Origin of the sequence: Curtobacterium sp. GC_Cur_3 (assembly GCF_026544205.1) — a bacterium.
Lineage (GTDB): Bacteria > Actinomycetota > Actinomycetes > Actinomycetales > Microbacteriaceae > Curtobacterium.
In genome coordinates this window covers 71,495-83,735 of the sequence record NZ_JALNUI010000004.1, presented here as the reverse complement: position 1 = coordinate 83,735, position 12,241 = coordinate 71,495, and the positions used below count along the sequence as shown (strand labels likewise).

General features: G+C 71.3%; 13 protein-coding genes. 5 read left to right on the top strand and 8 right to left on the bottom strand.

The annotated features are described in order from the left end of the window. Positions 1-2: 2 nt before the first annotated feature. From dapA to OXR63_RS03085, 3 genes are read right to left on the bottom strand one after another with little or no spacing between them, the layout of a single operon-like run. Positions 3-980 (bottom strand): 4-hydroxy-tetrahydrodipicolinate synthase, encoded by a 978-nt coding sequence (dapA, locus tag OXR63_RS03095; protein WP_267419997.1) that lies wholly within the window; start codon positions 978-980, stop codon positions 3-5. A 57-nt stretch (positions 981-1,037) separates the two neighbouring features. Then, positions 1,038-1,550, bottom strand: a complete 513-nt coding sequence (locus OXR63_RS03090) for a dihydrofolate reductase (protein WP_267419996.1) — start codon at positions 1,548-1,550, stop codon at positions 1,038-1,040. Next, positions 1,550-2,380, bottom strand: a complete 831-nt coding sequence (locus tag OXR63_RS03085) for a thymidylate synthase (RefSeq protein ID WP_267419995.1) — start codon at positions 2,378-2,380, stop codon at positions 1,550-1,552. The genes OXR63_RS03090 and OXR63_RS03085 overlap by 1 nt, the downstream gene beginning before the upstream one ends. Before the next feature lie 88 nt (positions 2,381-2,468). Here OXR63_RS03085 and OXR63_RS03080 point away from each other — a divergent pair, with 88 nt between their 5' ends. Beyond that, the gene (locus tag OXR63_RS03080; RefSeq protein WP_267419994.1) at positions 2,469-3,392 is read left to right on the top strand and encodes a TIGR01777 family oxidoreductase; all 924 of its coding nucleotides are present in this window, start codon (positions 2,469-2,471) and stop codon (positions 3,390-3,392) included. 24 nt (positions 3,393-3,416) lie between these two features. Here OXR63_RS03080 and OXR63_RS03075 read toward each other — a convergent pair whose 3' ends face one another. Both OXR63_RS03075 and dapB read right to left on the bottom strand, forming a co-directional pair. Next, entirely contained in the window at positions 3,417-3,887 is a 471-nt protein-coding gene (locus tag OXR63_RS03075) for a hypothetical protein (RefSeq protein WP_267419993.1), read from the bottom strand. Positions 3,888-3,898: 11 nt separating this feature from the next. After that, complete coding sequence (gene dapB / locus OXR63_RS03070; protein WP_267419991.1) at positions 3,899-4,645, bottom strand: 4-hydroxy-tetrahydrodipicolinate reductase; 747 nt, start codon at positions 4,643-4,645, stop codon at positions 3,899-3,901. A 22-nt stretch (positions 4,646-4,667) separates the two neighbouring features. Between dapB and OXR63_RS03065 the strand changes: the two genes are divergently transcribed. Continuing rightward, entirely contained in the window at positions 4,668-5,156 is a 489-nt protein-coding gene (locus tag OXR63_RS03065; protein ID WP_267419990.1) for a GNAT family N-acetyltransferase, read from the top strand. Positions 5,157-5,160: 4 nt separating this feature from the next. On the opposite strand, the gene OXR63_RS03060 is transcribed toward OXR63_RS03065, so the two are convergent. Both OXR63_RS03060 and OXR63_RS03055 read right to left on the bottom strand, forming a co-directional pair. Beyond that, the gene (locus OXR63_RS03060; RefSeq protein ID WP_194628142.1) at positions 5,161-5,763 is read right to left on the bottom strand and encodes a histidine phosphatase family protein; all 603 of its coding nucleotides are present in this window, start codon (positions 5,761-5,763) and stop codon (positions 5,161-5,163) included. Between the two features lie 5 nt (positions 5,764-5,768). Next, positions 5,769-7,106: a M16 family metallopeptidase gene (locus tag OXR63_RS03055; RefSeq protein WP_267419988.1), complete on the bottom strand. Its 1,338-nt coding sequence runs from the start codon at positions 7,104-7,106 to the stop codon at positions 5,769-5,771. A gap of 251 nt (positions 7,107-7,357) precedes the next feature. Here OXR63_RS03055 and OXR63_RS03050 point away from each other — a divergent pair, with 251 nt between their 5' ends. The 3 genes from OXR63_RS03050 (at position 7,358) to OXR63_RS03040 (ending at position 9,782) form a co-directional block, all read left to right on the top strand. Beyond that, positions 7,358-8,008, top strand: coding sequence for a TetR/AcrR family transcriptional regulator (locus OXR63_RS03050; protein ID WP_267419986.1), 651 nt, complete (start codon positions 7,358-7,360; stop codon positions 8,006-8,008). 152 nt (positions 8,009-8,160) lie between these two features. Further along, complete coding sequence (locus tag OXR63_RS03045) at positions 8,161-9,126, top strand: ferritin-like domain-containing protein (RefSeq protein WP_267419984.1); 966 nt, start codon at positions 8,161-8,163, stop codon at positions 9,124-9,126. Between the two features lie 128 nt (positions 9,127-9,254). After that, positions 9,255-9,782: a YbhB/YbcL family Raf kinase inhibitor-like protein gene (locus tag OXR63_RS03040; protein ID WP_267419983.1), complete on the top strand. Its 528-nt coding sequence runs from the start codon at positions 9,255-9,257 to the stop codon at positions 9,780-9,782. Between the two features lie 70 nt (positions 9,783-9,852). Here OXR63_RS03040 and OXR63_RS03035 read toward each other — a convergent pair whose 3' ends face one another. Next, on the bottom strand, positions 9,853-12,126 hold the full coding sequence (locus OXR63_RS03035; protein ID WP_267419981.1) for a polyribonucleotide nucleotidyltransferase: 2,274 nt from the start codon (positions 12,124-12,126) through the stop codon (positions 9,853-9,855). Positions 12,127-12,241: the final 115 nt, after the last annotated feature.

Below are 12,241 nucleotides of genomic sequence, written 5' to 3'. Positions count from 1 at the left end.
GATCAACGGGTGGTGCCTGGCACCTTCGGAAGCGCACCGCCGGCGGCCGCGTTGCGGTCCGGGCGGAAGTTGGAGAAGTCGGCGCCGGGGATCCCGTGCACGGCTTCGAGCGAGGTCTCGATGGCGTAGGCCTCGGAGTCCTCGGGGCCGACGAGCGGCAGACGGACGCGCGGGCTGCCGATGCGGCCGAGCCCGTGCAGGATGTACTTCGCCGCGACGGTGCCGGGCACGTGCGTCATGACGGCGCGAACGAGCGGCTCGAGGCGCTGGTGCTCCCGCGTGGCGGTCGCCAGGTCGCCGGCGTTCACGGCGTCGACGATCGTGCGGTACGGCGCGCTGGTGATGTTCGCGGTCACGCCGATGAGCCCGGTGGCACCGATGGACAGGTGCGGGAGCACGTTGGTGTCGTCCCCGGAGAAGTACATCAGGTCGGTGTTGTTCAGCACGCGGGACACCTCGGCGAAGTCGCCCTTGGCGTCCTTCACGGCGAGGATGTTCGGGTGCTTCGACGCCCGGAGGATGGTGTCGTACGTGATCGGGATGCCGGTGCGACCGGGGATGTCGTACAGGATCACCGGCAGGTCCGTGGCGTCGGCGATCATCCGGAAGTGGGTCAGCACACCCGCCTGGGTCGGCTTGTTGTAGTACGGCGTGACGATCATCACGCCGTCGGCACCGGCCCGCTCGCTCTGCTTGTACAGGTGGATGGCGTGCGCGGTCTCGTTCGAGCCACCGCCCGTGATGATCTTCGCGCGACCGGCGGCGACGGACTTGCCGACCTCGACCAGGCGGAGCTTCTCGGGGTCGGTGAGCGTCGAGGTCTCGCCGGTTGTGCCGGTCACGACGATGCCGTCGGCCCCGGCGGTGATGCAGTCGTCGATGTGCCGCTCGACGCCCGGCCAGTCGACTTCGCCGTCGGCCGTGAACGGGGTCACGAGGGCGACGAGGACCTGGCCGAAGGGATTCTCACGCGTGGACACGGGCACCAGCGTACCGGGGATGCGCGTCGGGGCCGCCGTCCGGACAGACGGTGGCGCTCATGCTCCCCGGCGCCACTCGAGGAACCGGTAGCGCAGGCCCTCCCGGGACTCCTGCCACGCCCCGTCGTCGACGAGGTCCCAGCCGTCGGCGAGCGCCGGGGCGACGGTGTCCCCGTCGACCTCGACGTCGATCACGGTCTCGGAGACCCGGTCGGCGAACGGCAGGGCCGCGGCGTACACCTGGCCGCCGCCGATGACCCACACGGGTTCGTCGGTGTCGAGCGCCGCCGCGAGGTCGTGCACGACGACGACGCCCTCGGCGCTCCAGGCGGTGTCGCGGGTGAGCACGACGTTGCGCCGGCCGGGCAGCGGGCGGAACCGCTCGGGAAGGGACTCCCACGTCCGACGGCCCATCACGACGGTCGACGAGCCGGTCACCTGGCGGAAGTGGGCGAGGTCCTCCGGGACGTGCCAGGGCATCCCGCCGTCGGCGCCGATGACACCGCCCACGGAGCGTGCCCACACCATGCCGACGCCGCGGACGGGCTCGACCCAGCTGCCGTCCGCCATCAGACCGCGACGGCGCCGGAGATCGCCGGGTGGTGGTGGTAGCCGACGACGGTGAAGTCCTCGTACTCGTAGTCGTCGATCGAGTCGCGCGGGGCGAGCTCGAGCGTCGGGGGCGCGTACGCCGTGCGGGACAGCTGCTCGCGGACCTGCTCGACGTGGTTGTCGTAGACGTGGCAGTCGCCGCCGGTCCACACGAAGTCGCCGACCTCGAGCCCGGTCTGCGCGGCGATCATGTGCGTGAGCAGGGCGTACGAGGCGATGTTGAACGGCACGCCGAGGAACATGTCCGCGCTCCGCTGGTAGAGCTGGCACGAGAGCTTGCCGTCGTTGACGTAGAACTGGAAGAACGCGTGGCAGGGCGCCAGGGCCATGTCCGGGATGTCCGCGACGTTCCACGCCGACACGATCAGTCGGCGGGAGTCGGGGTTGGTCCGGATCTGCTCGATCACCTGGGCGATCTGGTCGACGTGCTCACCCGACGGCGTCGGCCACGAGCGCCACTGCACGCCGTAGACGGGGCCGAGGTCACCGTCGGCACCGGCCCACTCGTTCCAGATCCGGACGCCGTGCTCCTGCAACCAGGTGGCGTTGCCGTCACCGCGCAGGAACCAGAGGAGCTCGTACGCGATCGACTTGAAGTGCACCCGCTTGGTCGTGACGAGCGGGAAGCCCTCCGACAGGTCGTAGCGGAGCTGCGCGCCGAAGACACTGCGGGTCCCCGTGCCGGTGCGGTCGCCCTTCGGCGAGCCCTCCTCCAGCACGCGCCGCAGGAGGTCCTCGTACGGGGTCGAGACGGAGGCGTCGGGCAGGACGGTCGCGGTGTCGGTCACCAGATGATCGTAAGCGCGACCACCCACACGCGCGAGACGCGGTCGGGACGCCAGCCGAGCCTCCAGGCTGCTGAGTACCGTGGCAGCCATGGAGGCCCACATGGCGGAACAGCCGCTCTCGATCCTGGTGGCCGGCGCGTCCGGCTTCATCGGGACCCCCCTGGTCCGCGCACTGCGCGAGGCCGGGCACCACGTGTCGACCCTGGTCCGACGCGAACCCCACACGCCCACCGAGTTCCGCTGGGCACCCGGGCAGCGCCCGCTCGACCCCGCCGTGCTCGACGGGGCCGACGTCGTGGTCAACCTCGCCGGGGCGAACATCGGCAAGCTCCCCTGGACCGACACGTACAAGCAGGAGATCGAGCGCTCCCGCGTCGACGCCACGACCACGCTGGTCGACGCGATGCGCCGGGCGACGACCCCGCCGCGCCTGTTCCTGTCCGGGTCGGCGTCGGGCGTCTACGGCGACCGGCCCTCCGACGTGCTGCAGGACGACGCCGCGCCCGGCAGCGGGTTCCTCGCCGACGTCTGCACCGCGTGGGAGGCCGCCGCGGCGACGGCTCCCGAGGGCGTCCGTGTCGTCATGCTCCGCACCGGCATCGTCGTCGGCCAGGGCGGTGGCGCGCTCGCGCCGCTCATCCCGCTGACCCGCTTCGGCCTGGGCAGCCGGCTCGGCACGGGCGGGCAGTTCTGGCCGTGGATCGCGCTGGAGGACGAGGTCGGCGCGATCGTGCACCTCGCGACGGCCGCGTCGGCGTCGGAGGTCCGGGGCCCGGTGAACCTGTCCGGCCCGGAGCCCGCCGTCGCCGACCGCATCACCAAGCGCGTCGCGGAGGACCTGCACCGGCCCTACGTGTTCCGCCTGCCGGAGTTCGCGCTGCGGACGCTGCTGCGGGACGCGGCCGACGAGATGCTCCTGTCGAGCCAGCAGATGGTCCCGACGAAGCTGCTCGAGTCGGGCTACGTGTTCCGGTTCACGCAGGCCGAGATCGCGGTCGACGCCGCGTTCTGAGGTGTTCGGGACACCGCGACCGGCTCAGGGCCGCCCGGCGCGCGCGTCCTGGCCCCCGGCGTGCGCGAGCGCGGTCCGCATGGCCGCCCGCGCACGCTTCCGGTCCCCCGCGGCGTCGTACACGACCCCGAGGCGGAACCAGGCACGCCAGTCGTCCGGCGTCGCCTCGACCTCGGCCTTGTACTGCGGGAAGAGCTCGTCCGCGGCGGCGCGGTCGGGACGCCCCGACGGTCGCAGGGGCACGACGTCGGCGGGTGTGCCGTGCTCCCGTTCGAGCCGGGCTCCGAGCCGGGTGATCCGCAGGCCGAACCGGAACTCCAGGACGAGCAGGAGTGCACCGATCACCGCGAAGACGGCGAGGGCGACCCCGATCGCGATGCCGATCGGCAGCCCGGTCGCGATGAACGCCACGGCACGCTGCCCGACGAGCACGATGTAGAGCGCGAGCAGCAGGGCCATCAGGGCGGCGCCCCAGAACGGCGAGCGGAGTCGCATCAGCGCCTCCGCTAGCCGATGCCGAGCACGGAGCCGAGGCCCACGGTGAGCCCGCGCATCGAGCCGACCGCCGCCAGGGCCGCCCGGATGCCCGGGGCGTAGGCGACGTCGTCGGTGGTGTCGTGGCGGATCGTCAGGGTCTCCCCCGGCCCGCTCAGCACGACGTCCTGCAGGGCCTTGACGCCCGGCAGCCGCAGCGAGTGGATCGGCACGCTGGCGACCTGCTGGCCACGGGCACGCTGGTCGACGTGCGGGGCCTCGACGGGGCCGACCTCGCGCCGTGCCTCGGCGATGAGCTCGGCGGTGCGGACGGCCGTGCCGGACGGTGAGTCGACCTTGCCGGCGTGGTGGGTCTCGACGATCTCGATCGACGGGAACCACGGCGCGGCGATCGTGGCGAGGTGGGTGCCGAGGACCGACCCGATCGAGAAGTTCGGCACCACGAAGGCACCCTGCTCCGGTCGGTCAGCCAGGGACGACCGCAGCGAGGCCAGCCGTGCGGCGGACCACCCCGAGGTGCCGACCAGCACGTTCGCGCCGCTCGCGAGGGCGTGTTCGACGATCGCGGGGCTGAGCGCCGGGACGGTCACGTCGACGACGACCGCCGCCCCGTTGAACACCGCGGGCCCGGCTTCGTGGGCGCCGTCCTTCGACGACAGCCGGGCGACGAGCTCGAACTCGGGCAGGTCGTCCACCACGGCGGCCACGAGGCCTCCGAGACGACCGGTGGCGCCGACGACGGCGACGGGAGTGACCATGCGCCCATCCTAGGATCGACCCATGACCCCCGATCGCATCCCGGTCACCGTGCGCACCGTCCCGGCGGACCTGCCCGAGGTCGACGCGCTGCTCGACGCCTACCTCGACGAGCGCGAGGCCACCTTCCCGAGCGCGCAGGGCTCGTACTCGCGCAAGCGCACCCCGGCCGAGGAGTTCACGCCGCCGCGCGGGGTGTTCGTCGTGGCGTACGACGGCGACGTCCCCGTGGGGTGCGGCGGACTGCGGCGGATCGCCGACGACGGCGCGGACGTCCGCTACGAGGTCAAGCACGTGTTCGTGACGCCGGCCGGGCGTGGCCGCGGGGTCGCGACGGCCGTCATGGACGCCCTGGAGCAGGCGGGCGCGGAGCTCGGCGCGACGGCGATCGTGCTCGACACGAACGACTCCCTCGTCGCTGCGGGCGCGATGTACCGGAGCCGCGGGTACGACCGCGTCGAGCCCTTCAACGACAACCCGAACGCGACCGCCTGGTACCGCCGGGGCGTCTGACCCGCTAGAGCGGCTGCTCGACCGGCAGGCCGGTGCGGAGCTCGACCGGCAGGTGCGCGGTGTCGTTGAGCGTGACGAGCTCGGCGGGCTTCGCGGAGCGGATCCGGATCACCGTCAGCGCGGTGTGGGCGACGTTCGTGCCCATCCAGCGCCACTCGGGTGCCTGGAAGACCTCGCGGACGAACCAGCCGATCACGGCGTTGTGCGTGATGACGAGGTCGTGTCGGTCCTGCATCGCCGGGGTGAACCACTCGGCGACTGCGTCGCCCATCTGGGCCTGTCCGGCGATGATCTCCTCCTCGGTGATCCCGCCGTAGAACTTCTTGTAGGCCGTGGGCATGTCCGGCGTCGGTCCGGACGGGATGCAGTCGAACAGCAGCGTCGACGGCTCCGGCTGGATCGCGGGCAGGCGCTGCGCCAGGAACGACGCGGTCTCGCTCGGGGCCTCGAGCGGCGAGTGGTACACGCCGTCGAACGGCACGCCCCCGAGGCGGTCGGCGATGAGCATCGACTGCCGCTTGCCGCGCTCGGACAGCTTGCCGTCGCGCAGGCCGTGCTCGGCGTCCTGGTGCTCGCCGTGTCGGACGAGGTAGAGGTAGTGCGACATCTCCGTCATCGACCGCCGGTGCCCAGGGCGGACTCGAGCGCCGACCGCTCGACGTCGCCGACCACCGCGGTGATCGTCGGGCGGGTCAGCAGGTCACGGGCCAGGTCGAGGACGTCACCGGTCGTGACGCGGTCGACGCGCTCCAGGGCGGTGTCGAGGTCGGTGAACTCACCGGTGCCGAGCTCGGCGCGGCCGAGACGGGTCATCCGGGCGTCGGAGTCCTCGAGCGAGAGCGTCAGCGCGCCCTCGATCTGGCCCTTCGCGCGACGGAGCTCGTCCTCGGTGATGCCGGCGTCGACCATGCGGCGGAACTCGGCGTCGATGATGTCGATCACGCCGGCGACGTTGTCGGGCGCGCACCCGGCGTAGACCCCGAACGCGCCGTTGTCGAGGTAGGCGGGGGCGAAGGAGGACACGGCGTACGCGAGACCACGGCGTTCCCGGACCTCCTGGAACAGCCGTGAGCTCATCCCGCCGCCGAGGACGGCGTTGAGGACGCTGAGCACGGGCCGCCGCTCGTCGCGGAGGTCGAGGCCCTGCGACCCGCGGAGCATGCTGACCTGCTCGGTCGGACGGTTGATCACGGTGAGCTTCTCGGCGACCGGGTCGGCGACCGTGTGCGCCGTGCGGCGGTCCACCGGACGGGCGCGCTCGGCGGTCTGGAAGACCTCGTCGACGAGGGCGCAGAAGCGCTCGTGGTCCACGGCACCGGCCGCGGTGATGACGAGCCCGTTCGGTGCGTAGTGCTCGGCGTAGTGCGCCATCACCTCGTCGCGCTGGACGGCGCGGATGCTCTCCGGGGTGCCGCCGATCGGACGACCGAGCGCGTGGCCGTCGAACGCCGACGCGAAGAAGGCCTCCCCGGCGAGGTCGGCCGGGTCGTCGGCGGCCATCGCGAGCTCCTCGAGGATGACCCCGCGCTCGATGTCGAAGGCGGCGGGCTCGAGCACGGAGTTCGTCACCATGTCTCCGATGACGCGCACGGCCATCGGGACGTCGGCGTCCCTCACCCGGGCGTAGTAGCAGGTGTACTCCTTGGCCGTGGCTGCGTTGTGCTCGCCCCCGACGGAGTCGAACGCGACGGCGATGTCGAGCGCGCTCCTGGTGGTCGTGCCCTTGAAGAGCAGGTGCTCGAGGAAGTGGGTCGAGCCGTACTGCCCGGCGCGTTCGTCCCTGGAGCCGACACCGACCCAGTACCCGATGCTCGTGGAGTGGGATGCCGGAACCGCCTCGGTCAGCACGCGTACGCCCGAGGGGAGCACGGTTCGGCGGACGAAGGATCCCCCGGACGTCAGGAACGACGTGTCCGGGGCCTCGAGGGGCAACGGCACTGGGTGGTTCATCGCGGTCGAGCCTACTGATGATCCGGCGCCGTCCTGCCAGCTTGCGGGCGCCGGTCGGCTGTGCCTCGATCTGGGGTACAGAAATCGAGGACAGACCGACTCGTCTGTCTGTCCTCATTCGTGCTACAGTCATGCATGCCGGATCGGTAGCCCCCGCTAGATCCCGATCCGGTGGCTCGGGACATCAGTCCTCGGCGGCACCGAGTTCCCCCACTCAGCCGCGGAGCCGATGACCACCGAGGAGCCACGCAGTGACGGTCGATTCCCCCCAACCGACCGTCCAGCGTCTCCTCGGGAAGAGCACCAGTGGCCTCGCGTCGCCGGACGGGTCGAGCGTCCCCCCGGCTCCCCGTTCCGGCGGCGCGAAGGTCCGCATCCTCGAGACCGCGAACCGGCTCTTCTACGAGGAGGGCATCCACAGCGTCGGTGTCGACCGCCTCATCTCCGAGGCCAGCGTCACGAAGGCGACGTTCTACAAGCACTACGGGTCCAAGGACAACCTGATCCTGGCCTACGTGCACACGCAGCACGACCGTGTGCAGCAGGCCTTCGACGCCCTGGTGGCCGACGCGGGCACCGCCTCCGACGCCGTCCGTGCCTGGGTCACCGCCGTGGCGGACGAGGTGAACGCCCCGACCTTCCGCGGCTGCGCCTTCCTGAACGCCGCCGCCGAGTACCACGACCCCCGTGACCAGATCCGGGTCGTCGTGGCCTCGCACCGCGACTGGTACACCGAGCGGCTGGCCGACCTGCTGCAGGACGCCGGCCACCCGCTGCCCGGTGACGGCGCCGACGAGCTGATGCTCGCCCGCGACGGCGCGATGTCCGGCGCGTACGCGGGCGACGCCATCGCGGCCACCGCCGCACTCGGCCGCGTCGCCGAACGCGTCCTGGCCGGCTGACCGCCGACCGGTTTCCGCATCACCCCTGGTGGACGCCCCCGTCCGGGGGTAGCTTCACCCCACGGTCGACCAACCCGCCGACCGTGCCCAGCCGACCCGTTTCCCTGCAGCGTCGGCCGGGTCCGTGCTGCCAGCACGTCACGAGGACACCGATGTTCGACAACCGATTCATCCGTCACGCCATCGACCGGAGCGCCGAGAACGCTCTCGATCGACGTCGCTTCTTCGCAGCCGCCGGCGTCGCCGGCGCCTCAGCCGGCATCGCCGCGCTGGGCTCCTCGGTGCTCACCACCGACCGAGCCTCCGCCTCCCCCGCTGAGGACGGTGCCGTCTCCGACGCCGCCATCCTCAACTTCGCGCTCAACCTCGAGTACCTCGAGGCCGAGTTCTACCTCCGCGCCGTGTTCGGCACCGGACTGACCGCCAGCATGACCACCGGCATCGACCCCCAGGGGCCCGTCGTCGGCGGCAGCAAGGTGCCGTTCAAGACCGCGGCCATCCGCGGGATCGCCACCGAGATCGCGAACGACGAGCGTGCACACGTGGCGTTCCTGCGTTCGGCGCTCGGTGGTGCGGCCGTCTCGCGACCGAAGATCGACTTCACGAACGCCTTCACCGCGGCCGCCCGGGCCGCGGGCGTGGTCGGACCGACGGGGACCTTCAACCCCTTCGCCAGCGAGGAGGCCTTCCTGCTCGGCGCCTACGTGTTCGAGGACGTCGGGGTCACCGCCTACAAGGGCGCGGCTCCGCTCATCACCAACAAGACGTACCTCAGCGCAGCGGCGGGCATCCTGGCCGTCGAGGCGTACCACGCGGGCATCATCCGCTCGAAGCTCTTCGACAAGGGGCTGCAGGTGCCGGCGAACAAGATCTCCGACGCCCGCGACTCGCTCGACGGGCCGACCGACGACGACCAGGGCATCACGACGTCGACCGGCGCGGTGAACTTCGTCCCGACCGACGCCAACTCGTTGGCGTACGGCCGCACCGCGGAGCGCGTGCTCAACATCGTGTTCCTGAACCCGAACCAGATCGACAAGGGCGGCTTCTTCCCCGAGGGCGTCAACGGCGCCATCGTGGCGAGCGGCAACCCCGGGAGCGCGACCGGACCGGCCTGATCGCACCGGTCGCGGTGAGCGCGACCGCATGACGGACGGGAGGCCCGGTGCCAGCTGGCACCGGGCCTCCCGCTCGTCTCCCGCCCGGCTCCCGGGCACCACCAGGGCACGGGTGGTTGCCTGGGCCCATGGCCAACGACCCGCTCTGGCGCCTCCCCGAGGTGCCCTCCTTCTCCCTCACCAGCACCGACTTCACCGACGGTGGCGAACTGCCCACCTCGGCGCGCGGCTCCGACGTCGGCGGCGAGGACCGCTCCCCCGCCCTCGCCTGGACCGGCGCCCCCGAGGGCACGCAGAGCTACGTGCTCACCGTGTACGACCCCGACGCACCCACCGGCTCGGGCTTCTGGCACTGGAGCCTCACCGACATCCCGGCGTCCGCCACCGAGCTCCCCGCGGGTGCCGGCACGGACGACGCGCTGCTGCCGGCCGAGGCACTCCGCCGCCGCAACGAGTTCGGCACGGACACGTTCCTCGGTGCCGCCCCGCCCGCCGGACACGGCTCGCACCGCTACGTCTTCACGCTGAGCGCCCTCGACGTCCCCGTGCTCGAGGCCCCGGCCGACGCGACCCCCGCGGTCGTCGGCTTCGTCCTGCGCGAGCACGTCCTGGGTCGCGCGCAGCTCACCGGCACGCAGGAGACGCCCGCCGCCTGAGCGCAGCACCCGGCAACGCGGAACGGCCGCCACTCCAGCAGGAGTGGCGGCCGTTCGGTCGTGCGGGGACTCAGCCCTCGGCGGGTGCCTCGGCGTGCGACCCGTGGTCGTCGCGACCCTCGGTGTCGACCTCGTCGGCCACGACCGGCGCGAGCGAGAGCTTGCCGCGGTCGTCCACCTTGGTGACCTCGACCAGGATCTTCTGGCCGACGCCCAGGACGTCCTCGACGTTCTCCACGCGCTTGCCACCGGCGAGCTTGCGGACCTCGGAGACGTGGAGCAGACCGTCACGGCCCGGGAGCAGCGACACGAAGGCGCCGAACGTGGCGATCTTCACGACGGTGCCGAGGAACTGGTCCCCGATCTCCGGGTTGGTCGGGTTCGCGATCGCGTTGACCTGCGCACGCGCAGCCTCGGCGGACGGACCGTCGACGGCACCGATGTAGACCGTGCCGTCGTCCTCGATCGAGATGTCGGCACCGGTGGTGTCCTGGATCCCGTTGATCGTCTTGCCCTTCGGGCCGATCAGCTCGCCGATCTTGTCGACGGGGATCTGCACCGAGATGACGCGCGGAGCGGTGTCGGCCATCTCGTCGGGGCCGTCGATCGCCTCGTTCAGCACACCGAGGATGGCCGAGCGGGCCTCCTTGGCCTGCTTCAGCGCGGCGTCGAGCACCGACGACGGGATGCCGTCGAGCTTGGTGTCGAGCTGGATCGCGGTGACGAACTCGGACGTGCCGGCGACCTTGAAGTCCATGTCACCGAGGGCGTCCTCGGCTCCGAGGATGTCGGTCAGCGCCGCGTAGCGGGTCTGGCCGTCGACGGTGTCGGACACCAGGCCCATGGCGATGCCGGCGACGGGGGCCTTGAGGGGCACACCGGCGTTGAGCAGCGACAGGGTCGAGGCGCAGACGGAACCCATCGAGGTCGAGCCGTTCGAGCTGAGCGCCTCGGAGACCTGACGGATGGCGTACGGGAACTCCTCACGCGACGGCAGCACCGGCACGAGGGCGCGCTCTGCGAGGAAGCCGTGCCCGATCTCGCGACGCTTCGGCGAACCCACGCGGCCGGTCTCACCGGTCGAGTAGGGCGGGAAGTTGTAGTGGTGCAGGTAGCGCTTCTTCGTGATGGGCGACAACGAGTCGATCTGCTGCTCCATCTTGAGCATGTTCAGCGTGGTGACGCCGAGGATCTGCGTCTCGCCGCGCTGGAACACCGCGGAACCGTGGACGCGCGGGATCACGGCGACCTCAGCGTCGAGCGGACGGATGTCGGCGAGGCCACGACCGTCCATGCGGACCTGCTCGGTCAGGATGCGGCCGCGGACGACCTTCTTCGTGACCGACTTGTACGCGGCGCTGACCTGGCTGTTGGCGACCTCGGGCAGCGTGCCCGCGGTGACCTGCTCGGCGATGGCGGCCTTGACTCGCGACTTCAGTGCGTCGTCGGCGTCCTGGCGCTCGGTCTTCGCGGCGATCTTGTAGACGTCACCGAGCTCGGCGAGCGCGATGGACTCGACGGCGGCGTAGACCTCGTCGGCGTACGGCGGGAAGACCGGGTAGTCCTGGATCTCCTTGGCCGACTGCGCGGCGAGCTCGGCCTGGGCCTGGACGAGGGACTTGAGGAACGGCTTCGCCGCCTCGAGACCCTGCGCGACGACGGCCTCGTCGGGCTTGGTGGCGCCGCCCTGGATGAGGTCCCAGCTGTGCTCGGTGGCCTCGGCCTCGACCATCATGATCGCGACGTCCTCGTTGCCCGCGTCGTCCGTGACGACACGGCCGGCGACGGTGAGGTCGAAGACGGCCTCGGCGAGCTGCGACGCCTTCGGGAACGCGACCCACTGGTCGCCGATGAGTGCGAGGCGCACACCGGCGATCGGGCCGGAGAACGGCAGACCGGAGATCTGCGTCGACGCGGACGCGGCGTTGATGGCCAGCGCGTCGTAGAACTCGTCCGGGGCGATGCTCAGGACGGTGATGACGATCTGGACCTCGTTGCGGAGACCGTCGACGAACGACGGGCGCAGCGGCCGGTCGATCAGACGGCAGACCAGGATGGCCTCCGTCGAGGGACGGCCTTCGCGGCGGAAGAACGAGCCGGGGATCTTGCCGGCGGCGTACGAACGCTCCTCGACGTCGACCGTCAGCGGGAAGAAGTCGAAGCCCTCCCGCGGGTGCTTGCCGGCACTGGTGGCCGACAGCAGCATGGTCTCTTCGTCCAGGTACGCAGCGACGGCACCCTGTGCCTGCTGCGCGAGACGACCGGTCTCGAACCGGACCGTCCTGGTGCCGTAGCGACCGTTGTCGATGGTCGCTTCAGCGAACTTGATCTCGGGACCCTCCAAGAGGATGCCTCCTTGCGTCTGTGGTGCAGCAGACCCGGCCTCGGGCACACGTGTGTGCACGTGCGCTCCACGACGCGGAACGCATGCCTGGCCAGCAGTAGAAGCAGTCGGGAGC